Raw genomic sequence first — 24747 nt, forward strand, 5'->3', positions numbered from 1 at the left:
CGGCGCGCCTGTTGGCGAGGCGCGACAGAATGGCTCAGGCGTGGCGCGGGCGGCGGGTGCCGCCGTCGCGCCGGCTGGCTTTTTCCGAGACGATGTTGTCTTCGGCCATGCGGCGGCCGCGCTGTTCGATGCGGCCCAGGAAGCCGCGCAGCAAGGCGACCTCGTCGTCGCTCAAGTCCTGCACCAGCAGGTCGTTCAGGTGCGCGACCTCGGGCAGCAAGGCGCGATAGCAGGCGACGCCTTCATCGGTGGCTTCCACTCGCACCATGCGCCGATCGGCGCCGTCGTGCAGGCGCCGCAGCCAGCCTTTCTCGCACAGCGCGCCCAGGGTACGGGAAGTGCGGACAGGATCAAGCTTGGCGGCGGCCGCCAATTCGGCCGAATTCATGATGCCGCCCTCGACGGCACAGGCCAGCACGCGCCATTCACGCCGCGTGATGCCGAAGCGTCCTTCGCACAGGCGCAGGAACACCGGATTGGCTTGTGACCAAGCCTGGTACAGCCGGTACATGAGCATGTCCGAAAGCTGGCGGTGGCCGGATGCGGGATCGGTCGGCATGGCGTCTTCTCCTGGTGGCGTTGCAGTTCGCGCTGCATATCGTTATTGGCAGTCCTGGATTAGATCAACAAATGCCCGCGTTGCTAAAGTCAATTTTCCTATTTGGGTATCGGCCAGGCAGTGAAAACCATAATCGACAGCGGGCCGCTGTCTCCAGGAGAAGACGATGCGTAATTGGATTGCAGGCGCCGCGGTGGCGACGATGTTGGCGGGAGCAGCCCCGCTGGCGTGTGCGCAGCAGGCCCCGCTGGACGGGACGCTGACGGTGGTGGTGGGCTATCCGCCGGGCGGCAGTTCGGACCGCATCGCGCGGCTGGTCGCGGACCGGCTCAAGGAACGGGTCGGCGTGGCCGTGGTGGTCGAGAACAAGACGGGAGCGGGCGGCCGCATCGCGGCGCAAGGCCTGCACGCGGCGCCAGCCAGCCAGAACGTGCTGATGCTGGCGAACCCGGCCGTGATGGTGGTGGCGCCGCTGGTCTACTCCCAGCCCGGCTACGATGCGCAACGCGATTTCAAGCCGGTGTCGCTGGTCAGCCGCTACAAGTTCGCGCTGGCGGTGGCGGCGAATTCGCCGATCCAGGACCTGGCCGGCCTGCGGCAGTGGCTGAAAGCCAATCCCAAACAGTTCGCGGTGGGCGTGCCTGCCACCGGCAGCCTGCCGCATTTCTTCGCCCTGATGCTGGGCCGCGAACTGGGCCAGGAGCCGGAAGTGGTCGGCTACCGCGGATCGGCGCCGCTGATTTCCGAATTGATAGGCGGCATCCTGCCGCAAGGCATAGACACGCTGGACACCTTGCTGCCGCAGCACCGCGCCGGCAAGATCCGCATCCTCGCCATCTCCGGCGACGCGCGCGATGCCGAACTCAAGGACGTGCCTACCTTCAAGGAAGGCGGGGTGAACCTCGCGGCCGACGGCTGGAACGCGTTCTTCGCGCCGGCGGCCATGCCGCAGGCCAAGGCTGACAGGCTGGGCGCGGACATCGCGGCGGTGCTGCGCGAGCCGGCCATGCAGGAGGCCGTGCACGCCGCCTATCTTGAGCCGGTGTCGCTGGACGCGAGCGGCACGGCTGACGCATTGTCTGCCTACCGCAAGCAATGGGAGCCCGTGGTGCGGGCCTCCGGCTTCAAGGCCGAGCAATAGGAGAGGCGGCAATGAGCGAGGTGCAGAATGTATTGTTCATCATGGCGGACCAGCTGCGGGCCGATCACCTGAGCTGTTATGGCCATCCCTACCTGCAGACGCCCAGCCTGGATGCGTTGGCGGCGCGCGGCGTGCGCTTCGATCGCGCCTTCGTGAATTCGGGCGTGTGCGGGCCTTCGCGCATGAGCTACTACACCGGCCGCTATCCCTCGCGCCACGGCGCCACCTGGAACCGCGTGCCGCTGTCGGTCAACGAGATCACGCTGGGCGAGTACCTGGCGGGGCAGGGCCGCGAACTGGCGCTGGCCGGCAAGACCCACATCATCCCCGACCGCGCCGGCATGGAGCGGCTGGCGATCGATGGCGCCTCCGAACTCGGCGTCCTGCTTGGCCGTGGCGGCTTCACCGAGCTGGACCGTTACGACGGCCACCACACGCCGGGCGACGAAAGCGGCTATCCCGCCTTTCTGCGGCGCCACGGCTACGACAGCGCGGACCCCTGGACGGATTATGTGATCGCCGCGGTGGACGAGGGCGGCCAGGTGGTCAGCGGCTGGAACATGCGCAACGCGCATCTGCCCGCGCGCGTCGCCGAGCGGCATTCCGAGACCGCCTACATGACGGACCAGGCGCTGGACTTCATGAAGCGGCGCGGCAGCCAGCCCTGGGTGCTGCACCTGAGCTATGTGAAGCCGCATTGGCCCTACATGGCGCCCGATCCGTACCACAAGCGCTACACCCCGGACCAATGCCTGCCGGTGCGGCGCAACCGGGAAGAACTGGAGAACGCGCATCCAGTGGTGGCGGCCTACCGGCAGCAGGAAGAGAGCGTCAGCTTTTCCACCGACGAATGCGTGCGCGTGGTGCGTCCGGCCTACCAGGGCCTGATCCGGCAACTGGACGATCATCTGGGCCGGCTGTTCGACTACATGGAAGGCGCGGGCCTGATGAAGAACACGCTCATCGTGTTCACGGCGGACCACGGCGATTTCCTCGGCGACCACTGGTTGGGCGAGAAAGAGCTGTTCTACGACACCGTGCAACGTGTGCCCTTCATCGTCATGGATCCGTCGGCCGCGGCTGACGCCACGCGCGGCCGCGCCCTGGACGACATGGTGGAAAGCGTGGACCTGGTGCCCACAGTGTTGCGCGCGCTGGGAAAACCTGGCCCCGGACACCGGCTGGAGGGCCGCGAACTGCAGGCCCTGCTGCACGGCCGCGATGCCGCCACGCCCTGGCGCGACTGCGTCTACTCGGAGCTGGACTACAGTTTCCGCGAGGCTCGCGTGTTGTGCGGCAAGACGCCGCAGAACGCCCGTGCCTGGTCGGTGCGCACGGACCGCTGGCGCTACGTGTACTGGCTGGACGAGCGCGAGCAGCTCTTCGACCTGCAAGCCGATCCGGACGAGTTCCAGGACTTGGGCGCAAGCAGCGCGCATGCGCAAACGCGCCTCGCGCTGCGCCAGCGCCTGCTGGAATGGATGCTGCGCGGCAAGCGCCGCACCACCATCAGCGACGAGGCCGTGGAGAAAGGGACCAACGCCCACAAGCGGGCAGGGGTGTACTTCGGGCAGTGGTAGTCCGGGCCGGCAACAAGGGCCGGCCCGCGCTGGCCGCGAGCCGCCGGTTGCTCAGGCCCGGCTCGGTTGCCGGGCTTGCGCCTGCGCGGCTTCCTGCGCCGCGGGCTTCAACTCGCGGCGCAGGATCTTGCCGACGTTGGTACGCGGCAGGTCATCGCGGAATTCGATGTAGCGCGGCACCTTGTAGCCTGTCAGCTGCTTGCGGCAGTGCGCGATCAGGGTCTCGGCGTCCAGCGCGGGGTCCTTGCGGATCACATACAGCTTGACCGCCTCGCCCGAGCGCTCGTCGGGCACGCCCACCGCCGCCACCTCGCGCACGCCGGGATGCAGGGCGGCCACGTCCTCGACCTCGTTCGGGTAGACGTTGAAGCCGGACACCAGGATCATGTCCTTCTTGCGGTCCACCAGGAACACATAGCCCTTCTCGTCCACGTAGCCGACGTCGCCGGTGCGCAGGAATCCGTCCGCGTACAGGACCAACGCGGTTTCGTCGGGCCGTTGCCAGTAGCCCTGCGTGACCTGCGGGCCGCGGACGCAGATTTCGCCGGTTTCGCCTATGCCCAGCTCCGTGCCGGCGTCGTCGCGGATGGAGATCTCGGTGGATGGCACGGGCAGGCCGATGGAGCCGGTGAATTCCTTCACGTCCAGCGGATTGATTGTGACCGCGGGCGAGGTTTCGGTCAGGCCGTAGGCCTGCGCCAGCGAACGGCCGGTGACGGCGCGCCAGCGGTCGGCCACGGCGCGCTGCACCGCCATGCCGCCGCCCATCGTCAGGCGCAACCGCGAGAAGTCCAGGCGCGCGAAATCCGGGTTGTTGAGCAGGGCGTTGAATAGCGTGTTCACGCCCGTGAAAGCCGAAAACGGCACCTTGCGCATTTCCTTGACCAGCCCGGGGATGTCGCGCGGGTTGATGATGAGCAGGTTGCTGGCGCCCATCTTCATGAAGGTCAGGCAGTTCGCCGTCAGCGCGAAGATGTGATACAGCGGCAAGGCGGTCACGATGCACTCTTCGCCTTCGGTTACCAGCGGCCGGACCCAGGCATAGGCCTGGCTCAGGTTGGCCACCAGGTTGCCGTGGGTGAGCATGGCTGCCTTGGCCACGCCGGTGGTGCCGCCGGTGTATTGCAGGCAGGCCAGGTCGCGCTGGTCCAGCGGCACTTCGTCAAAGGGCGCGCGGCTTCCGGCGCGTAGCGCGTCGCCCAGCCGCAAGGCGCCAGGCAGGGACCACGCGGGCACCATGCGCTTGACGCGGCGGACCACGAAATCCACCAGACGGCCCTTGAGCGGCCCCAGCAGCTCGCCGATGGACGTCACCACCACGCGTTCTATCGCGGTGCCGTCCAGGGCCTTTTGCACGGTGGCGGCGAAGTTGTCGGCGACCACGATGACGCGGGCGCCCGAGTCGGCCAACTGGTGCTGGAGTTCGTGCGGGGTGTAGAGCGGGTTGCAGTTGACCACCACGCAGCCGGCGCGCAAGGCGCCGAACAGGCACACGGGGTACTGCAACAGGTTGGGCATCATGAGCGCGACGCGGTCGCCGCGGCCCAGGCCGTTGGCGTGCAGCCAGGCCGCGAAGTCGCGCGTCAGCCGGTCGAGTTCGGCATAGCTGAGCGATTTGCCCATACTGATGTACGAGGTCTTGCCGGCGTAGCGCTCGCAGCTCTCGCGCACCACCGACACCAGCGTCGTCACGCCGTCCATCTCGATCTCCGCGGGTACGCCCGCGGGATAGCTTTTCTGCCAGATTCGTTCCATTTGCCGGATTTCCGTGTGGGGCCTGTACAGCAAGAAGAGCCTGGGGCCCTAGCCGCCCAGCAGGGCTTTTTTCAGGGAAGCTTGCGCGGGCTTTTCGCCCAGCCAGACCCGCAGCAGGGCGCGCGCGAACGCGGGGCTGTCGATGCGGCCGCGCAGTTTGCCGTTATCGGTGACCGCGACGCCACGGGGGTCGAAATCCAGGTCGACCACGTCGCCTTCGCGCACGGCGCCGATTTCCGCCATCAAGGCGGACAGGCGGGCGGCCGGCGCCTTCAGTTCGGCCAGCTCCTGCGCCGAGGTATTGTCGCGCAATCCGTCCTGCAGGGCTTCGTCCAGGCTTTTGCTGTCGACGTCGCGCAGCAATAACAGGCGCATGCGGCGCGGCTCCTCGCTGTTGACCAGCGCGGCCGCGTCGCTGCTTTTCGCGGTGGCGTACAGCGCGGCCACGTAGACCTTGACGACGAACTTGGTGCGCACGCCGGCGCCGTTCAGCACCAGGGCGCGGCCGCCTTCCGACAGGCTGTCCGGCACGCGCACGCCGGCGACTTCCACGTCGGCGGACTGCGCGGGGGCGCCGGCCAGGCAGGCGGCAAGCATGAGGCTCAGGGCGGCGGTTCGCCCTCCGGGGATGCAACGCATGTTTCTCCTCCAGTGTTCTTCTGCTTGTAGAACTTCTTGTCTGCGATATAGATCGTGCGTTCCACCACGGCATAGACGACGCCGTCGCGGTCCTTGAGTTCCACCGTATAGGTCCGGGTGGTTTCATGGTCGCGCGCCAGGAGCTTACGGATTTCCGCGATCTCGCCGGGCGGCAGCCGGAAGTCGACGTACAGCGTGACGTAGGCCGGCTTGCGGTAGCGGATGGTGGCCGCCTTGTCCCACACGATGTGGTCCGCGCCCAGCGCGGACATCAGCATCGTCGGGTGGGCGCCATCGGTCACGGCGAACAGCGAGCCGCCGTACATCGAGCCGACGATATTGCGGGTGCGTCGCAGCAGCGGCAGCTTGATGCGGATATGGTGGAAGTCCGCGGACACATGCACCACTTTGCCGCCGGTGGCGCGGAACGCCGGATGCAGGTTGAAGCCCACCCGCATCAGGCGCGCCCGCCATGTCGGCGACAGGTTCTTGAACCAATAGGGCTTCATGCTCCGCGCCGCTCCGCCTACATCGCCTCGAACAGGCCCGCCGCGCCCATGCCGGTGCCGATGCACATGGTCACCAGTCCGTACTTGCCGCCGGTGCGGCGCAGGCCGTGGGTCAGGGTGGCCGTGCGGATCGCGCCGGTGGCACCCAGCGGGTGACCCAGCGCGATCGCGCCGCCCAGCGGATTCACCTTGGCCGGGTCCAGCTTCAGTTCGCGGATGACGGCCAGCGATTGGGCGGCGAAGGCCTCGTTCAGTTCGATCCAGTCCAGCGCGTCCTGGCCGATGCCGGCGCGTTGCAGCACCTTGGGGATGGCCGCGACCGGGCCGATGCCCATGACTTCGGGCGGCACGCCGGCTACGGCGAAGCTGGCAAAGCGCGCCAGCGGGCTCAGATTGAATTCACGCAGGATGCGGTCGGACACCAGGATCACGGCGGCGGCGCCGTCGGACATCTGCGAGCTGTTGCCGGCGGTGACGCTGCCGCGCGCGGCGAACACGGGCTTCAGACGGGCCAGCGCCTCGGCGCTGCTGTCCGGGCGCGGACCTTCGTCCGTCTCGACCAGGCGGCGCGTGACGCGCACCGTGCCGCTGGCGTCGCCGGGCTGGCGCGACACCGTTTCATAGGGTGTGATCTCGGCGCGGAAGTGGCCGGCGGCAATGGCCGCGCAAGCCTTCTGGTGCGAGGCCAGGGCGAAGGCGTCCTGGTCCTCGCGCGAGACCTTCCAGCGTTCGGCGACCTTCTCGCCGGTCAGGCCCATGCCGAAGGCCATGCCGATGTTTTCCTGGTGTTCGAAGATGGCCGGGTTCATCGACACCTTGTTGCCCATGATCTGCGGCATGGCGCTCATGGACTCGGTGCCGGCGCCTATCATGATGTCGGCCTCGCCGGTGCGGATGCGGGCCGCGGCGTCGGCCACCGCCTGCAGGCCCGAGGCGCAGAAGCGGTTCACGGTGACGCCCGCCACGCTTTGCGGCAGGCCGGCGAGCAACAGGCCGATGCGGGCCACGTTCATGCCCTGTTCGGCTTCCGGCATGGCGCAGCCGGCGATGACGTCGTCGATGCGCGCGGCATCCAGGCCCGGGACCTGCGCCAGCGCGCCATTGAGCGCGGCGGCCAGCATGTCGTCGGGGCGGGTGGTGATGTAGGCGCCGTTGCGCTTGCCCACCGGCAGGCGCGTGGCGGCGACGATGTAGGCGTCTTGAATCTGCTTGCTCATGTCAGTTCCTCAAAGGCTTGCCGGTGTCGAGGGTGTGGCGGATGCGGGCCTGGGTTTCAGGCGTGCGCAGCAGCGCCACGAATTCCTTGCGTTCCACGGCCAGCAACCATTCCTCGTCCACCTTGGCGCCGGTTTCGACCTCGCCGCCGCACAGGGCGACGGCGGCGCTGCGCGCCACGCGGTAGTCATGCGCGCTGATCATGCCGCCTTCGCGCATATTGACCAGCACCATTTCAAAGTTGGCGATGCCGTTGCGGCCCGCGACGGGAATGTCGCGCAGGCGCGCCGGCGGCGTGTAGCCCGCCTCGGCCGCGGCGCGGGCCTGGCCGATGGCGACGTACAGCAGCTCGTCCGGGTGGAACACGACGATGTCATGCTCGCGGGCGAAGCCCGTGGCGATGGCTTCCAGCGCGCTCTTGGCGACCTGCGCCGTGGCGATGGTCTGGAACACCGGCTGCAGATAGGGGAAGACTTCGCCCGGCGTGGCGGTCTTGGCGGCCAGCGCGGCGGCGCGGCCGGCGAACTCCTTGCTGCCGCCGCCGGCCGGAATCAGCCCGACGCCGGCCTCGACCAGGCCGACATAGCTTTCCAACGCCAGCACCCGGTGCGAGGCGTGCATCAGGAATTCGCAGCCGCCGCCCAGCGCCATGCCCTGCACGGCCGCCACGGTGGGAATCTGCGCATACTTGAACGACTGCGAGGTGCGCTGGAACTTTTCAACCGTGGCCTCCAGCATGTCCCACTGGCCGGCGGCGCAGGCCTCGGCGACCTGTTGCAGGTTGGCGCCCACGGCGAAGGGCGCGTCATGCCAGATGACCAGGCCGTCGTATTCGCGCTCCGCGCGCGCCACCGCTTGCAGGATGCCTTCGAGCACTTCCGCGCCCAGGGTGTGGTTCTTCGAGGTGACCGAGAGGATGGCCACGCCGGCGTCGACCTGCGGCAGGTTCCACAGGCGCACGCCTTCGTTTTCCCAGATCGTGACGCCGCGCTCGCCGGAGCCTTCGCCGTGCACGCGCTCGGGGAACAACTGGCGGCGGTACACCGGCAGCGTCGAGCGCGGGCGCAGCTGGCCGGTGCGCGCGGAGTAGGAGCCTTCGGGCGCATGCACGCCGTTGCGGCCGGGTTCCAGCGCCCAGGCCGGCAGCGGCGCGTCGCTCATGGCCTGGCCGGCGGCGATGTCCTCGGCCACCGCGGCGGCGATGGCCTGCCAGCCGGCCGCCTGCCAGGTTTCGAACGGACCCTGCGCCCAGCCGAAGCCCCAGCGCATGGCCAGGTCCAGGTCGCGCGCATTGTCGGCGACGTGTTCGAGCTGCACGGCGCTGTAGTGGAAGATGTCGCGGAACAGGCTCCACAGGAACTGGGCCTGGGGATGGCTGCTGGCGCGCAGCGCGGCGAAGCGCTTGCCCGGGTCGCGTTCCTTGAGCAGGGCCGCGACTTCGTCGGCCAGCTTGCCGGCGCTGGGCGCGTAGTCCTGCGCCTTCAGGTCCAGCACCTGGATTTCGCGGCCCTGCTTGCGATAGACGCCGGCGCCGGTCTTCTGCCCCAATGCGCCCTTGGCGATCAGGGCGGAGAGCCACTCGGGCAGCTTGAAATAGCGGTGCCAGGGATCGTCCGGCAGGTTCTTGTCCATGGTGCCGACCACATGGGCCAGCGTGTCCAGGCCGACCACGTCGGCGGTGCGGTAGGTGGCGCTCTTGGGGCGGCCGATCTTCGGCCCGGTCAGGGCGTCGACCTCGTCGAACGCCAGGCCGAGGCGGGCCGTGTGATGCATGGCCGCCAGGATCGAGAACACGCCGATGCGGTTGGCCACGAAGTTGGGCGTGTCCAGCGCGCGGATCACGCCCTTGCCCAGGGTCGAGGTCAGCCAGGTTTCAAGCTGATCCAGCACGACGGGCTGGGTGTGCGAGGTGGCGATGATCTCCACCAGCCGCATGTAGCGGGGCGGGTTGAAAAAGTGGATGCCGCAGAAACGGTCGCGCAGGCCCGCGGGCAGGGCATTGGCCAGCGCGTCGATCGACAGGCCCGAGGTATTGGAGGCGATGATGGCGCCAGGGGCCACGTGCGGCGCGATGCGCTCGTACAGCGCGGTCTTCCAGTCCATGCGCTCGGCGATGGCCTCGATGACCAGGTCGCAGCCGCGCAGGCGTTCCAGGTCGTCGTCGTAGTTGGCGGGCGTGATGTAAGCCAGGCGCGCCGCGCCGGCCAGGGGCGCGGGTTCCAGCTTCCTCAAGCCGGCGATCGCCTTCTTGACGGCGCCGTTGCGGTCGCCTTCGGGGGCGGCCAGGTCGAACAGCGTGACGGGCACGCCGGCATTGGCCAGATGCGCGGCGATCTGCGCGCCCATGACGCCGGCCCCCAGGACGGCGACGTGTTTGACGACGAACTTGCTCAAGGCAGTCTCCTGAAAAAATGCGGATGGCGGGGCGGTCCGGACCAGGCCGGGCCCCGCCATCCGGGGCGGGTTAGAAGCGGGACGACAGCTGTATGCCCAGGATGTGGGCATTGCTGTCATAGGTGCCCGCGACGCGGCCCTTGGTCAACTGGCTGCCGGACGTGGTGTCGATGTCCGTCTTGCGCAGGTAGAGATAGGTGTAGCCCACGTCGAGCGTGGTGTCCTTGGTGGCTTGCCACTGCACGCCGGTCGAGAGCCAGTAGCGGTCGTTGTCCGGCAGCGAGGTCGGGCGGTCGGCTTCCTTGTAGACAGGCGACTGGTCGAAGGCGACGCCGAACTTCCACTTCCAGTTGGGCGCGAACTTGTAGTTGGCGCCCAGGGCGACGCGCCAGCTGTCGCGGAAGTTCAGCGGCAGCTCGTCGTCGCGTGCGCCCACGCCCGAGTTGCGGATCTTCAGGTTGGGAATGCTGCTCCAGCCGGTCCACGAGACGTCGCCCAGCAGCTCCCAGCGTTCGTTCAACTGGTGCGCCGCGCTCAGGATCAGGGTGTCGGGTAGGGACACGGTGGCCTTGGCGTCGAACGATATCGAGTTGCCGCGCGGATAGATGCTGGTGATGTCCGTGTCGCCCTTGGCCGTGTGCTTGATCTTCGAGCGGTAGGACAGGCCGATGCGGGTGTCTTCGGTGGGTTGCAGCATGAAGCCCACGTTCCAGCCCCAGGCGTCGCCCTTGAGGTTCAGGTCGGCGTCGCCGGTGGTGCCCAGCGGCAGGCCGGGAACCGGCAGCACGGTCTTCTTCTTGTAATTGGCGTCGATGTGCTGCCAGTTCACGCCAAAGCCCATGGAGAACTTCTCGTTGACCTTGTAGGCGATCGACGGGTTGACGTTGATCGTCTTGATTTCGAACTTGTTGGAGTGGTACTGGCCCACCCAGCCGTCGTCGTACTCGGTCATCAGGCCGAAGGGTGCGCCCACGCCCAGGCCGATGAACCATTGCTCGTTCAATTGCCAGGAGGCGTACATATTGGGCACCACGCCCAGGTTGCCGGCGTCGCCGCCGTTGCCGCCGGTCGGGCGCGATCCGCCCAGGCCGGTGCCCGGCAGGCCGGGAATGCTGGGATTGCGGCTGTCGCCGTTGTCGGAAAACTTGAACGACGGCTTGATCAGGTTGACGCCGCCGGACACGTTGAAGCCGGGCAGGTAGGTCATGCCGGCGGGGTTGTAATAGATGATGCTGGCGTTCTCCGGATTCGCCGCGGAGCCTGCATAGGCGTTGCCCAGGCCGCTGGCGTTCTGCTCCAGGAGCTGAAAGCCGGCCGAGTGCGTTGCCGTGGATGCGCCCAGGCCGACCACGAGGGCCGACAAGGTGCTCAGGGACAATGAACGTCTGCTCATGGTACTGCCTCCTCGTGATGGATAGATGTCTCTATGGCACTGCCGGTCTTGTCGTTCCGGTTTAGGGTGTACAGGTCCTAATCGGCCTCAGCCGGTCTTATGCTTCGCAACGCGTTGCTGCTCTGGTAATGCAAGGGGCCGCCCGTGAATGGCGCGAACCCCGTTCCGAAAATCACGCCCGCGTCGGCCAGGTCGGCGTCGGCGACGATGCCCGCATCCACGCGCTCGCGCGTGGCGTCGATCAGCGGCTGGATCAGGCGCTGCGCCAATCCGGCGGGCGCGCCTGACTGGCTGGCGCCCTTGGCCGGCTTGCCGTCGCGCCAGGTGTAGAAGCCGCGGCCGCTCTTCTTGCCGAGGTCGCCGCGCGCCAGGCGCTCGGCCAGGCAGCGCGGCGGCTCGGCGCCGCCAGCAAGTTCCGCGCCTGCCGCGCTGGCGATGTCCAATCCCACGGTATCGGCCAGTTCCAGCGGTCCCATCGGCATGCCGAAGGCGACCATGGCCGCGTCCACGGCTTCGGGCGCCAGGCCCTCGTCCACGCTGCGCATGGCCTGCAGCATATAGGGCGCCAGCACGGCGTTGACCAGGAAGCCCGGCGCGCTCTTGACCGGCAGCGCCAGCTTGTCGATCTGGCCGACAAAGGCGCAGGCGCGGGCTTGCGCCTCGCCTGCGTCGCCCTCGGCGTGCACGACTTCCACCAGCGGCATCTTGGCCACGGGATTGAAAAAGTGGATGCCGACCAGCCGTTGCGGCCGCGCCAGGTCCGCGCGCAAGGCTTCCAGGGGCAGGCTGGAGGTATTGGTGGCGAGCAGCGCATCGGCCTTCATGCGCGGCTCCAGCGAGCGGTAGAGCGCGCGCTTGGCCTCGGGCTGTTCGCTGATGGCTTCGATGACGATGTCGGCCAGCGGCACGCCGCCGCCTGCGGGATCCGGAACCAGGCGGTCGAACGCCGCGCGCGCCAGCCGCGGATCCTTCAGGCGGCGCGAGAACAGCTGGGCGGCGCGCTTGATGGCGGGCGCGATGCGCGCCATGTCCTGGTCCTGCAGGGTGACCGTCATGCCCTTGAGCGCGCACCAGGCCGCGATGTCGCCGCCCATCACGCCGGCGCCGACCACGTGCACGTGGCGCGCGGGCGCGATGCCGGGCTGCTTGCCGTTGGCCTTCAGCCGCTCCTGCAGGCGGAACACCCGCAGCAGGTTGCGGGCGGTATCGGAGGAAATGATGCGCTCGATCAGCGCGGGCGCCTGCAAGGCGTTGCCGCCGTGCTTTTCCCAGATCTCGACGATGGCGGGCGCGGCGGGATAGTGGCCCAGGGGATCCTTGGCCGCGATCTGCTTGCGGGCGCGGCCGGCGACGATGGCCTTGAGCGGCCAGCGGTTGGCCCAGCCGCCGAAGCCGCGCGCGCGGCGCGGCGCCTTGCGCGACAGCACGGTCTGGCGCGCGGCGGCCAGCAGCAGGCGGGGCGGCACGCGCGCGTCCGCCAGGCCCAGCGCGGCGGCGCGGCGCGCGTCGGCGCCGCGGCCAGTCAGCATCATGTCCAGCGCGGCAGGCGCGCCTATCAGCCGCGGCAGGCGCAGCATGCCGCCCCAGCCGGGGAAGATGCCGAGCATGACTTCGGGCAGCGCGAGCGAGGTTCCGGGCTGGTCCGCCACCAGGCGATAGCGGCAGGCCAGCGCCAGTTCCAGGCCGCCGCCCAGGCAGTGGCCCTGGATCAGGGCCAGCGTGGGATAGCGCACCGCGGCCAGGCGGTTGAAGAGATTCCAGCCGCGCGCCACCAGCGCGCGCGCCTGTTCGGGCGTGTCCAGGCTGGCGAATTCATTGACGTCGGCGCCGACGATGAAGCCGCTGGCCTTGCCGGAGCGGATGACCAGGCCCGCGGGCGGCGCCGCGTCCAGCGCGTCCAGCACCACGGCAAGCTCGCTCATGGTGTCGGCGGACAGGGCGTTGACCGCGCTGCCGGCGCGGTCGAAGGTCAGCCAGGCCAGGCCGTCGGCGTCGCGCTCCAGGCGCCAGTGCGCAAGCGTGTCCAGTGTCGTCATGGGCGGTCCTCGTCCAGGGTTTCGACCAGCATCGCGCCGCCTTGGCCGCCGCCGATGCAGATGGCCGCCATGCCGCGCCTGGCGCCGCGGCGCTTCAGGGCCGCCAGCAGGTGCAGCACGATGCGGGCGCCGGAAGCGCCCACGGGATGCCCGATGGCGATCGCGCCGCCGTCGACATTGAGTCGGGCCGGATCCAGGTCGCCCCAGGCCGGCGTGCCGAAGTGCTCCTGGCAATAGGCATCGTCACGCCAGGCCGCGAGGCAGCCTAACACCTGGGCGGCGAAGGCCTCGTTGATTTCCCACAAGTCCAGGTCATTGAGACCCAGGCCGTGGCGTTGCAGGAGGGGCGTGGCCGCGTGCACCGGGCCCAGGCCCATCATCGCGGGATCGAGGCCGGCCCACTGGCTGTCGACGATGCGGCCCAGCGGCCGCAGATTCCATTTGCGGACCGCCTCCTCGGACGCGAGCACCAGCATGACGGCGCCGTCGGTCACTTGTGAGCTGTTGCCCGCGGTGATGTTGCCCCAGGGCTTGTCGAAGACGGGTTTGAGCTTGGCGAGCTTCTCGGGCGTGGAGTCGTCGCGCACGCCGTCGTCGTCGGGATAGAGCTTGCCCTGGGTGTCGATCAGCGGCGAGATCTCGCCCAGCGCGCCGGCTGCGCGGGCCGCCAGCGCGCGCGCATGGCTTTGCGCCGCATAGGCGTCCATCGCGGCGCGGTCGATGCCGAAGCGGGTGGCGACGTTCTCGGCGGTCTGCCCCATGGACAGGCCGACCACCGGGTCCGTCAGACCTTTGAGCAGGCCGATGACGGGCGCGAGATTGCGCAGCCGGAATCGGCCCAGCGCCGCGAGCTTGGCGCCCGCGCCGCGGGCGGCGTACCAGCTTGCCAGCCAGCGCACCATCTCGTCCGAATACAGCACCGGGGCGCGCGACAGCGCATCCGTGCCGCCGGCCAGCACCAGTTCGGAGCGGCCGGACTGGATGTTGGCGACCGCGGAATCCAGCGCCTGCATGCCCGATGCGCAATTGCGCATGACGGTCCATCCCGGCACCTTGTTGCCGCAACCCAGGCGCAGCGCGATGACGCGGCCGATGTTCACTTCGTCGGGCGAAGGCGCGGCGCAGCCCACGATGACCTCGTCCAGGTCCGTGGGCGCGTAGGGCTGGCGCAGCAGCAGGGCGCGGCCCGCCTGCACGGCGAGATCGCCGGCGGAGAAGGGGCCCGGGCCGGTGCGCGCCTTCAGGAAGGGAGTGCGGGCGCCGTCGACGACGTAAACCGGTTTGAATGCCATCCGATTCCTCCTTCAGGCGGCCCTGCGTTCAGCCGCGGGGCTGCCCTGGTCCGCAGCGCGCAAGTCAAAGGGGAAATCATCCACTTTGACTACCGTGTCGCGCAAGCGGTTGCGGCGTTTCACCACGGCATACTCCTCGGCGGTGATGCCGCCGATGGCGAAGGCGGCGTCGGCGATGTCGCGCACATTGGCCTGCGGATTGCCGTCGAGCGCGCCGCGCTTTTCAAGCTCGCGGATCTTGGCTTCGATGGGTTCGGCGTCCAGCGTGGCGGCCAGGGCCAGTTCGATCGCGCCCACGGGTTCGGCCTCGGTCGCGGGCAGATGGCAGCCCGCGGTCAGGCGGTCGCGCGTCGCGCTCGGGTTGATCAGCAGCCGCGCCACGTCCTGTCCCAGCTGGTCCGACGGCAGGGACTGGGTGCGGCCCCAGGGGAACACCAGGCGGCGCAGGCTCCAGGCCACGAAACGGTTGGGGTAGTTGTCCAGTACGCCTTCGATGGCTTCCTGCAGCTTGAACAGCGCGTCCTGGATGGACCAGTGCGCCAGGGGCGCGTCGGCTGCCTGGCGGCCTTCGTCCTCGAAGCGCTTGAGCGTGGCGCTGATCAGGTACATCTGCGACAACACGTCGCCCAGGCGCGCCGACAGGCGCTCGCGGCGCTTCAGGCTGCCGCCCAGCACCAGCATCGAGGTATCGGCCAGCAGCGCGAACGCGGCGCTGTAGCGGCTGAGCAGTTGGTAGTAGCGCTTCATCTCGGGTGCGACATCGGCGTCGATGCCGACGAAACGCGCGCCGGTGAGCGCCGTGCCCAGGGCACGCAGCTTGTTCTTCGCGACAAAGCCCACGTGGCCCCAGAAGGCGCGGTCGAAATCGTCCAGGCCCTGCTTGCGGTCGGGCGACTGCGCAGCCTGCATTTCAGCCAGCACATGAGGATGGCAGCGGATCGCGCCCTGGCCGAAGATGATCAGGCTGCGCGTGAGGATGTTGGCGCCTTCGACGGTGATGCCGATCGGAATCTGCTGATAGGCGCGGCCCAGGAAGTTGGACGGGCCCAGGCAGATGCCCTTGCCGCCGATGACGTCCATGCCGTCGTTGACCACCTGGCGCGCGCGCTCGGTCACGTGATACTTGACGATGGCGGACACGACCGAAGGCTTTTCGCCCAGGTCCACCGCGCCCGCCGTCATGCTGCGCGCGGCGTCCATCATGTAGGTGTTGCCGCCGATGCGCGCCAGCGCTTCCTCCACGCCTTCGAACTTGCCGACGGGCGTGCGGAACTGGCTGCGCACGCGCGCATAGCCGCCCACCGCCCGCGTCGTCAGCTTGGACATGCCGGTGTTCGAAGAGGGTAGCGAGATCGAGCGCCCCGCCGCCAGGCATTCCATCAGCATGCGCCAGCCCTGGCCGGCCATGGCCGGGCCGCCGATGATGAAGTCCAGCGGCATGAAGACGTCCGCGCCGCGCGTGGGGCCGTTCATGAACATGGCGTTCAGCGGGAAATGGCGGCGGCCCGTGTCCACGCCGGGATGGTCGTGCGGCACCAGCGCGCAGGTGATGCCCAGGTCTTTCTTGCCGCCCAGAAGGCCGTCCGGATCGTACAGGCGGAACGCCAGGCCCAGCAGGGTGCACACGGGAGCCAGCGTGATGTAGCGCTTATCCCAGGTGACCTTCATGCCTATCACTTCGCGGCCTTGCCATTCTCCCTTGCAGACGATGCCGCTGTCGGGGATGGCGGCGGCGTCGGAGCCGGCCCAGGGGCTGGTCAGCGCGAAGGCGGGAACTTCCTCGCCGCGCGCCAGGCGCGGCAGGTAATGGTTCTTCTGTTCATCGGTGCCGTAGTGCAGCAGCAGTTCGGCCGGGCCGAGCGAATTGGGCACCATGACCGACACCGCCAGCGCGGACGAGCGCGTGGACAGCTTGGTCACGATTTCGGAATGGGCATAGGCCGAGAATCCCAGGCCGCCATATTCCTTGGGAATGATCATGCCCAGGAAGCCCTGGGTCTTCAGGTAGCTCCAGACCTCGGCCGGCAGGTCGTGGCTTTCCTGGGTGACGTGCCAGTCGTTGACCATGCGGCAAGCCTCTTCGGCCTGGACGTCGAGGAAACGCTGCTCGTCATCGCTCAGGCGCGGACGGGGATAGGCCAGCAGGCGGCGCCAGTCGGGCCGGCCGCGGAACAGTTCGCCTTCCCACCACACCGTGCCCGCTTCCAGCGCGTCGCGCTCGGTGTCCGACATCTGCGGCAGCACCTTGCGGTACAGGTTGAAGATCGGCGCCGACAACAGGGCGCGGCGGATCGGACGCACGCCCAGCACGACCGCCGCCAGGAGCGCGACGATGACCAGAGCGAGGATGACTGCGTTCATTTTCTTGTCTCCGTGGAGGTTCTGTTCCGTCTGCGGGCGCGGGGCGCTCAGGGGACGTGCGGCAGCGGGGCGCGCAGGCCGCCGAGCAGAAAGCTCATCAGGCGCGGCAGCAGCAGGCTGGGGTTATCGGGTTGTTCGGCGTCATCTATGGTCCAGCCCGTGACCGAGCGCAGCAGGTCCGTGCCGATGATGGCGTAAGAGGTGGCGCCCAGCATGAACTGGAAGCGCCACACGATTTCCGCGCGGGGCACGTCGGGCAAGGCCGCGAACAGCGCGTTGCGGTAACGCTCCAGTACGTCCGCGTACTCCTCGGCGAACAGCGCGCGGATGAAATCCGAAGGGTCGGTCATGGTGCGTTCGAGCAGCGGCAGAAAGGTGCTGCCGGCCTGTGCGGGATCTGCCGCCAGGCGCAGCAGCGTGCCGAAAAAGGCGTCCACGATCTGCGACGGCTTCAAAGGCTTGCCTTCGGCTTGCGCCTCCAGTTCATCCAAAAGTCGCAAGCGCTCGCGGTTCAGCACTTCCAGGCGACGTTTGAGCACCGCCTGCACGAGTGACTCCTTGGAACCGAAGTGGTAATTCACCGACGCCAGGTTGACGCCGGCGGCCGCGGTGATCTGGCGCATCGAGGTGCCATCGTGTCCCTGCTGGGCGAACAAGGCCTCGGCGGTGTCCAGGATGGATTCACGGGTGAGGGATGGTCTGGTTTCTTGCATAAGGTTGAATTCAAACGTTCGTTTAAAAACAATTATGCGTGAGAGATGGCTGAGATGCGAGCCTCGGCTATCCCCAATAGGGTTTACCACTAGCGCCCCGCGCGCCGCACATTCGTGCCCGCCCGGATTTGCCCTTGCCTCCCCCAAGCGGATGACAAATCTCATGCGGAGGGAGTAGCAATTTCCTAGTGTATGCGCATGATCCTGCGCCATTCGTCCTCGGACTGCCGACCTAGGATGAATGTGGTCTGGAAGGGACGCGCAAAACCCCGCAGTATCAGCGCGAGAAGTTGAATCTGTCGCGCCCCTGAATACGCAATGGCTAGCCCGTTCGCCGTAACGGACGGAAGGCCCAGACGCCCTGGCACAGGAGCAGGAGAAATGAAAACCTACAGAGTGGGACTGCTGGTCGACGGGTACGAGCAACCCGGCTGGATGCATGAGATGGTGGATTGGCTCAGGCATAGCCAGGATTTTGAAGTCGCTGCTTTGCTGGTGATGGATGTGGAGGGCGGTGAGAAATCGCCGCGCCTGGGCGCACGCGCCCTGTTCGGCGCCTTGTCGCGCCTGGAAGCGCGGCTGCTGCCGGCCAAGCAGCGCCAGGCGCTGGCGTGTCGCGACATGCGCGAAAGCGTGCCGACGGATGCGGCTGCGGTCTTGCCGCTGGCGTCCGGCATGCCTGCGCCCGAGGCGCAGAGGCAAGTCGCGGCGTTGGGCCTGGACCTGGTGATCACGTTGGGCGCATCGCCGGCCACTCGCGAACAAATGGCGGGCTGGGCGCGCCTGGGCGTGTGGCAGCTGAGTTATTCCGATATTGCGGTGGCCACGAGCCGCTATGCCGGCTTCTGGGAGGTCTACCAGCGTGAAGACCACACCACGGTGAAACTCTGGCGGGTCGGGCCGCGCGAGGACCAGGACGAACTGTTGGACCAGCGCAGTTTCAACACCGAACTGTTCTGGTTGAAGAATCAGGCGCGCGCGTTCAGCCTGGGAAATTTCATGGTGTACGACGCGCTGCAGGCGCTGGCCCGCGTCAAGCAAGGGGTTGCGCCGCCCGGCATGCAGATCATGAGCGGCATGCGGCGCGAGGATCCGGTGGAGTGGGATAGCGCCGCGTATATTGCGCGCCAGGCTTGGTTAATGTCGGATTTGATTGTGCGGCGCGTCATGAAACGCAATGTGCGTTGGCGGATAGGCATGTTTCCTTCCGCCCGGCAGCAGGCGGTGGTGTCCGAGGCCATGGTATTGCAGCCGCCCAAGGGTAGATTCTTCGCCGACCCGTTTGTATATACCCAGAATAAAAAGCCGTATATATTTTTTGAGGATTACGATTTTACCTCGCGCAAGGGCACGATCTCTGTCGCGACATACTCCGACGGGGCTTTCCGCCTGCTGGGCACGGCCCTGAACCTGCCCTACCATCTATCGTTTCCCTATATATTCGAGCACGAAGGCGTCACTTACATGGTGCCGGAAACCTGCGGAAACCGCAGTATAGAACTTTGGAAGTGCACCGATTTTCCATTAAAATGGGAGCTTGATGTAAATCTGATGACAAACATATCTGCTGTCGATACCATTATTTTCAAACACGGAGAATACTGGTGGTTATTAACAAATATCGACCGGACCGACGGCCAAAGCCACTGCGACGAATTATTCGCGTTCTTCTCGGATTCGCCGCGCTCGACCGAGTGGACGCCGCATGCCTGCAACCCCATCGTGCGCAACCCGATGCGCGCCCGCAACGCCGGAATCGTTGTGTCGCCTGGCGGAGAGGTGATCCGCTGCGCCCAGTACCAGGGCTTCTGCCATTACGGCAAGGGCGTGTCGCTGAACCGGATCGAGGAACTGACGCCGTCCACCTACGTGGAAACGGACGGCGAAATCCACTACGCCAGTTTCCTGAGAAAACGCCATGCTTCGATGCACCATTGGCACCATCAAGGCGGGCATACGGTATTTGACTTCGCCTATATGGAGTAAATCGTGCCGGAAACGCAAAAATAAAAATGTTACCTATATTTCGATTACGAGAGAGACGCACGGGCTTGATGTGTCCACGGAAACATATAGACAGCTATTGCCTAGATTCCGGAACTCCCAGGCCGCGCCCGGCGGATGCCGCGGCGCGGCTTTTTTACGGCTGTAACATCGGCCTGCCTTAGTCTGGAACCCGCGTCGCTCCTGCCTCTTCCATAGGGAAAGCGCAAGCTGCTCATGGGGAATTCCTGGTGAAAACCCTAGCGCCGGAACGGATGAGATGCGCGTCTCGTCCGTATTTACGATGATGATTAAGGCTAACGAATGATTTCTGTTTTTGTCGGATTATATCGACCCGAAACGTCTTGATTTTGACAATTTCGAACCATAAGATGACCTCATGCCATCCGTTATGTTGGCTACCAAAGTCTCCCAGCCCAAATGCCCCGGTTCAGCTTCATTAGATATTCCGGGATATTGCGGACTCGCACCGCGGGGCTGGAAAAAAAATAGTCTTCAGCACAGCGAAGATCCCTTCTAGGCCCGTCGAAAAACCGGGAGGACACCATGGCCAAGATGGTCCTGATTGAAGCCCATCCGCTCCTGCGGTTGGGGTTGTGGCAGATTCTGAGCAAGTTGGATGATGTGTGGGAAATCGAGGGGATGGGTTTGGCTGACATCTCCAAGGCGGACGGCGTGCACGCGGGCGCCGATCTGTTGATCTATGGGTTGCCGGTGGATACCGACGAAGCGTGGAGCGCGCTGCATGAAATCCAGCGCGTGCTTACGCCCAAGCGGATCCTGCTGCTGACGGACGTCATGCCTCTGCCCATGCCGGTGCAGGGCCTGCCCGGAGCCAGCGTCTACGGTTGCCTGATGAAGACCGCGTCGGTGGAAATTCTTGAAGCGGCCATCCGCCTGGTCATGGCGGGCGGGCAGTGCTTCCCCAGCGAACAGGCATTGCAGGCTCCCGCGCAAGCGGTCTGCGCCTTGCCGGCCAGGGATGCCGACGATGTCGCCGCCAACAAGGGTTCCATGCCCGTCAGCGCCGGCGCGCAGTTGCTGCAGATCACGCCGCGCCAATACGAAGTGCTGGTGCTGCTGGCGCGCGGCTATCCGATCAAGACCGTCAGCAGGATGTTGAATATTTCGGTGGCCACGGCCAAGACGCATGCGTGCACGCTCTACCAGCGCTTGCATGTCAAGAACAAGGGCGAAGCCGTATACGCGGCGCTGCAGCGCGGCGCGACCTTGGAATGGCATGAACCCAATGGCAGGGATGTGGACGCCGGGCAGCTCTATGGGCGCAAGCTCGGGTGACCGAGGCTGGTTGCGCTGCCTGCCCGGCAGCCTGGAACGCATGCGTTCCATTGCTGCCGGGAATGCGCATAGCCATCCTGGCTAATTCATACACAGCAGTATCCGCGGTCGCAGTGCTGCTGCATTCCTCCACCATTCATCCACCTGAACGAGATTCAGCGAAGGTAGCCGCTGATAGCATGGGTTGTGTCCGCAAGACTGGATCGAGAAGGCGAACCACTCCGCCTCGCCATCGCGATCCCGTGCCGCGGACGAGATTCCCGTGAGGTCGGTGACGCCAGCAGCCTGCCGTTGCAGCAATGATGCGCCAGCGTCATGGGAACCGTGTATGGGCCATGCGTCACAAGGTTCCCCCCGGGATGACAACCGTACTGATCGAAGACTACGCACTGCTCCGTGTCGCGATCCAGCATGTGCTGGAGCGTGCGCGGAACACCGATGACATCCTGGCCATCTCGCCAGCCCAGCTGCTCACCATGTCCAGTTCGATCAACCGCCCAGTGGAGCTGCTGGTGATGGGTTGCAGCGGCCTGGCCGAGCAGGACGTCGGGCTCCTGTCACAGTCCATGGCGTTCTTCATGCCGCGGCTGGTGCTGGTGCTTTATTCGGTGCTGGACCCGGGCGTCATGGCGGCGTGTGCGCGGGCGGGCGTGGCGGGCTACATGCCCAAGGCATCCAGCCCCGATGCGCTGGCGGCCGCGGTCAGCCTGGTGATGGCGGGCGGTGAATGCTATCCGCAGCCGGCGGCCCGACCCCAGGGCGCGTCGCACCCGCCAACCCAGGAGTTGAGGGAACTCACCCAACGGCAGGAAGAGATCCTGCAGTTGCTGGTGCAGGGCAAGACCATGAGGGAGATCGGCCAGCAGGTCGGCATCTCGGTGGCTACCGTGAAGAGCCACGCGCGCACCCTGTACTGGAAGCTGAACGCGCGCAACCAGGCCGAGGCGGCCTATATCGCCGTGCAGATGGGCTTGGTCAGAAGCGGCAACGGCGCGACGCCCGCCAAGCACGATCCCGACGCGTAGGCGGGGGCGCGTGCGGGAGGCGCCGCGCAAGAACGCGGTCCTCGAGAGCGCGCGACCCGTCAACAACCGCCGCTAGACGATTGAACCGGGCGGATTGTTGACGAGTACGATCAGGCGCCGGTGTTGGCGTCGGATTGCGCCGGGCGGGCAGCGGGTTTGCCCTTGGCGCCGATGAGGGCCTTGAATTCCTGTTCGGCCGCAGCCAACACGCTGTCCACGTGCAAATGCGCCTGCGCATACTGGCGCGCCGCGGCGCCCAGCGTTTCGCGGATCTGCGCGTTGTAGCTGAGCTTGCGCACGGCTTCGGCCATGGCGGCACCGTCTTCCGGCGGCGTCAGGAGACCGCAGCGCGCCACCACGCCTGCCAGCTCGGTGCCGGGCGAGGCGCCGCACACCACGGGCCGGCCGCTGGCCAGCATCCCGGTCAGCTTGGATGGCATCACCAGGTCGGCCGCGCCGGCGCGTTGCGGCAGCAGATGGATGTCGGCGGTGTTCAGCAGTTCACCCAGGCGCTCGGCGGGCTGCAGGTCCAGGAACACGACGCGGGCCAGGCCCGCGCATTGCTGCTGCAGCGGCGCGCGCTCGGGCCCCTGGCCGCAGAACACGAACCACAGGCGGGTTTCGCGGCTGAGCCTGCGAGCCACGTCTGCCAGGGTCTGCAAACCCTGCTTGCCGCCCATATTGCCCGAATACAGCGCAACGATGGCGTCGTCCGGTATGCCCAGCTCGGCGCGATATCGTCCGCCGGCGTGCGGCGCGATCGCATCCACGTCGATCCAGTTCGGCAGCAGCACCGCGCGACCCGGGTCCACGCCCTTGGCCCGCGCCAGGTCCAGCATGCGGTTCGAGATGGTCGACACGCGGTCGAAGCGGCGCATCAGCCAGCGTTCGGCCCTGAGCACCATGGCGCGCAGGCCGGCGCCCTTGAGCAGCCCGAGCTCGAACGCGGCGTCTACCTCGTAGTCCTGGATGTGCAGCCAGGCGCGGGCGCCGCAAAGCCTTGCGGCCAGCCAGGCTGCCGGCGCGCAGAATAGCGCGGGCTCCACCACCAGGACGATGTCCGGCCGCCCGGCGGCGGCGCGCAGCAGCGAGGGCAGGCTGGACAGGGCGAAGCTGGCCAGGTGGATCAGGCGCTTGAGGCCGCCTGGCCGTCCCGGAACCCAGAGCGGCGCGCGGCGCACGGTGACGCCGCGCAGGACTTCCTTGCGGTAGCGGCCAGCGCGATAGCCCTCGTGCACCCGCCATTGCGGATAGTAGGGCGGGGCCGTCACCACGCTGACCTCGTGCCCGCGCGCGGCCAGCCACTCGGCCAGTTCTGCGCTGTATTTGCCGATGCCGGTGAGTTCGGGCGCGTAGTTGATGCCGTAGATGAGGATCTTCATGCCGGGCCAGCCTGGCGCGGGCGGATCGGGCGGCACGGGTTGCCGTGGCACACCATGGCGGACGGCATGTTGCGGAACACCGAGCTGCGCGCGCCGATCACGGCTTCGCGCCCCACGGTCACGCCTGGGCCGATGAACACGTCGGTCGCGACCCAGGCGCCGTCCTCGATGCGCACGGCGCGCTCGCGCAACGGAAAGTCGGGCTGTCCCGCGTCGTGGTCGGCGGCGCACAGGTAGCTGCGCTGCGACACCACGGCGTGGGCGCCAATGTGGATGGGACCCAGGCTGTAGATGACCGCGTCGTCGCCGATCCAGGCGTAGTCGCCGATTTCGACCTTCCACGGATAGGTCACGGTGGCGGAGGGCCGGATCAGCACCTTGCGGCCGACCTGCGCGCCAAAGCAGCGCAACAGCCAGCGGCGAAAGCCGTAAGCCACTTGCGGCGACCAGCGGAACAGCGTCGCCTGCACTGTCCACCAGAGCTGCACGGTCAGGGCGGAACGGCCGCGCTGGCCGGGCGCCAGCGCAAACCGGTCCAGGCGTTGCAGGGCGCTCATTTGGCGGCTCCCGCCACGGCGTCGTCGCGCGCGGCGGCAGCGCTGGCTTGTTGCGCCTTCTTCAGCTCCTCGGTCTTGATGCCGATCTGCCAGTAGTACATGGCGCGCGCCACGGCGTAGTCGTAGCCGGCCTTGCCGTCCAGGAAACCCAGGCGAAAGACATAGGAATGCAGGAACGAGACGGGCGCCTTGAACGGCATGGCCTGGAAGATGCGCTTGAGCAGGGCGCGTGCGCCCACATTGGCCTCGCGCGGATCGTTCATCAGACCCTTGGTGCGCAGGTTCGCTTCCCAGTCGGAATAGCGATTGTGCTTGTCGAAGTAGTGGAACAGCGAATCATGGTCGTTGTGCACCATGCGCTGGCGCAGGGCGAAGGTTTCGCCTTCCACCTGTGGCTGGTAGTGGCCTTCCACTTCCCACATATGGGCCACGTCCAGGTCGTCGTAGTCCAGGAAGCGCGAACGGTCGCGCGCCAGCAGGGCCAGCTTGTAGACGCGGTGCCCGTGTTCCAGCTTCTTGCCGCAGAACACGTAATCGAACGGCACGAAGGCGCCGCCCGCGCCTGCCGCGAAGCGCGGCAGGACTTCGCGTATCTCGGCGGCCAGCGCGGGTGTCATCTCTTCGTCCGCGTCCACGTACAGCACCACGGGGTGCGAGAACGGCAGCTGTTCCAGGCACCACTGCTTCTTCTTGGGATACTTGCCGTTCCACTGGAAGTTGGAGACCTTGGCGCCCAGCGCCGTCGCCATTGCGCAGGTCGCGTCGGTGCTGTTGGAGTCCACCACGAATACCTCGTCGAACTCGGCCAGCGCCTTCAGGCACTTGTTGATGTTGCGTTCCTCGTTCTTCGTCATGACGACGACCGATACCGGTATCTTCTGCATGATGCTGTC

19 protein-coding genes are annotated in these 24747 nt (G+C 67.0%); 5 read left to right on the plus strand and 14 right to left on the minus strand.

Features of this window, described 5'->3' with window-relative positions:
- Positions 1-34: 34 nt before the first annotated feature.
- Positions 35-559 (minus strand): MarR family winged helix-turn-helix transcriptional regulator, encoded by a 525-nt coding sequence (locus tag BRO63_RS21285; protein WP_088141713.1) that lies wholly within the window; start codon positions 557-559, stop codon positions 35-37.
- Between the two features lie 202 nt (positions 560-761).
- Between BRO63_RS21285 and BRO63_RS21290 the strand changes: the two genes are divergently transcribed.
- Both BRO63_RS21290 and BRO63_RS21295 read left to right on the plus strand, forming a co-directional pair.
- Complete coding sequence (locus BRO63_RS21290; protein ID WP_256943374.1) at positions 762-1700, plus strand: Bug family tripartite tricarboxylate transporter substrate binding protein; 939 nt, start codon at positions 762-764, stop codon at positions 1698-1700.
- Between the two features lie 11 nt (positions 1701-1711).
- Complete coding sequence (locus tag BRO63_RS21295; RefSeq protein ID WP_088141715.1) at positions 1712-3280, plus strand: sulfatase-like hydrolase/transferase; 1569 nt, start codon at positions 1712-1714, stop codon at positions 3278-3280.
- 51 nt (positions 3281-3331) lie between these two features.
- Here the strand turns inward: BRO63_RS21295 and BRO63_RS21300 are convergent, their stop codons facing one another.
- From BRO63_RS21300 to BRO63_RS21345, 10 genes are all read right to left on the minus strand, one after another.
- Positions 3332-5035 carry an AMP-binding protein gene (locus tag BRO63_RS21300; protein ID WP_088141716.1) on the minus strand — a complete coding sequence of 568 codons (1704 nt, stop codon included), beginning with the start codon at positions 5033-5035 and terminating at the stop codon, positions 3332-3334.
- A gap of 48 nt (positions 5036-5083) precedes the next feature.
- Entirely contained in the window at positions 5084-5674 is a 591-nt protein-coding gene (locus BRO63_RS21305; protein ID WP_088141717.1) for a chalcone isomerase family protein, read from the minus strand.
- Positions 5638-6183: a DUF4442 domain-containing protein gene (locus tag BRO63_RS21310; RefSeq protein ID WP_088141718.1), complete on the minus strand. Its 546-nt coding sequence runs from the start codon at positions 6181-6183 to the stop codon at positions 5638-5640. Before BRO63_RS21310 ends, BRO63_RS21305 begins: the two co-directional genes overlap by 37 nt.
- Positions 6184-6200: 17 nt before the next feature.
- Positions 6201-7400 carry an acetyl-CoA C-acyltransferase gene (locus tag BRO63_RS21315; protein ID WP_088141719.1) on the minus strand — a complete coding sequence of 400 codons (1200 nt, stop codon included), beginning with the start codon at positions 7398-7400 and terminating at the stop codon, positions 6201-6203.
- A gap of 1 nt (position 7401) precedes the next feature.
- Positions 7402-9792 carry a 3-hydroxyacyl-CoA dehydrogenase/enoyl-CoA hydratase family protein gene (locus BRO63_RS21320; protein ID WP_088141720.1) on the minus strand — a complete coding sequence of 797 codons (2391 nt, stop codon included), beginning with the start codon at positions 9790-9792 and terminating at the stop codon, positions 7402-7404.
- Positions 9793-9862: 70 nt separating this feature from the next.
- Entirely contained in the window at positions 9863-11185 is a 1323-nt protein-coding gene (locus tag BRO63_RS21325; protein WP_088141721.1) for an OmpP1/FadL family transporter, read from the minus strand.
- 77 nt (positions 11186-11262) lie between these two features.
- Positions 11263-13221: a 3-hydroxyacyl-CoA dehydrogenase NAD-binding domain-containing protein gene (locus BRO63_RS21330; protein ID WP_088141722.1), complete on the minus strand. Its 1959-nt coding sequence runs from the start codon at positions 13219-13221 to the stop codon at positions 11263-11265.
- Positions 13218-14513, minus strand: a complete 1296-nt coding sequence (locus BRO63_RS21335) for an acetyl-CoA C-acetyltransferase (RefSeq protein WP_088141723.1) — start codon at positions 14511-14513, stop codon at positions 13218-13220. The genes BRO63_RS21330 and BRO63_RS21335 overlap by 4 nt, the downstream gene beginning before the upstream one ends.
- Before the next feature lie 12 nt (positions 14514-14525).
- Positions 14526-16874 (minus strand): acyl-CoA dehydrogenase, encoded by a 2349-nt coding sequence (locus BRO63_RS21340; RefSeq protein WP_088141724.1) that lies wholly within the window; start codon positions 16872-16874, stop codon positions 14526-14528.
- Between the two features lie 47 nt (positions 16875-16921).
- On the minus strand, positions 16922-17587 hold the full coding sequence (locus BRO63_RS21345) for a TetR/AcrR family transcriptional regulator (protein ID WP_088141725.1): 666 nt from the start codon (positions 17585-17587) through the stop codon (positions 16922-16924).
- Positions 17588-17968: 381 nt separating this feature from the next.
- Between BRO63_RS21345 and BRO63_RS21350 the strand changes: the two genes are divergently transcribed.
- From BRO63_RS21350 to BRO63_RS21360, 3 genes are all read left to right on the plus strand, one after another.
- Complete coding sequence (locus tag BRO63_RS21350) at positions 17969-19573, plus strand: glucosamine inositolphosphorylceramide transferase family protein (RefSeq protein ID WP_088141726.1); 1605 nt, start codon at positions 17969-17971, stop codon at positions 19571-19573.
- 564 nt (positions 19574-20137) lie between these two features.
- A complete protein-coding gene (locus BRO63_RS21355) occupies positions 20138-20890 on the plus strand; it encodes a response regulator transcription factor (protein ID WP_088141727.1) in 753 nt (250 codons plus the stop codon).
- 359 nt (positions 20891-21249) lie between these two features.
- The gene (locus BRO63_RS21360) at positions 21250-21915 is read left to right on the plus strand and encodes a response regulator transcription factor (RefSeq protein WP_088141728.1); all 666 of its coding nucleotides are present in this window, start codon (positions 21250-21252) and stop codon (positions 21913-21915) included.
- A 110-nt stretch (positions 21916-22025) separates the two neighbouring features.
- Here the strand turns inward: BRO63_RS21360 and BRO63_RS21365 are convergent, their stop codons facing one another.
- From BRO63_RS21365 to BRO63_RS21375, 3 genes are read right to left on the minus strand one after another with little or no spacing between them, the layout of a single operon-like run.
- Positions 22026-23297: a glycosyltransferase WbuB gene (locus BRO63_RS21365; RefSeq protein ID WP_088141758.1), complete on the minus strand. Its 1272-nt coding sequence runs from the start codon at positions 23295-23297 to the stop codon at positions 22026-22028.
- Entirely contained in the window at positions 23294-23854 is a 561-nt protein-coding gene (locus BRO63_RS21370) for a putative colanic acid biosynthesis acetyltransferase (RefSeq protein ID WP_088141729.1), read from the minus strand. The genes BRO63_RS21365 and BRO63_RS21370 overlap by 4 nt, the downstream gene beginning before the upstream one ends.
- Positions 23851-24738, minus strand: a complete 888-nt coding sequence (locus tag BRO63_RS21375) for a glycosyltransferase family 2 protein (protein WP_088141730.1) — start codon at positions 24736-24738, stop codon at positions 23851-23853. The genes BRO63_RS21370 and BRO63_RS21375 overlap by 4 nt, the downstream gene beginning before the upstream one ends.
- Between the last annotated feature and the right edge of the window lie 9 nt (positions 24739-24747).

This window comes from Achromobacter xylosoxidans, from assembly GCF_002192695.1.
Lineage (GTDB): Bacteria > Pseudomonadota > Gammaproteobacteria > Burkholderiales > Burkholderiaceae_B > Achromobacter > Achromobacter xylosoxidans_C.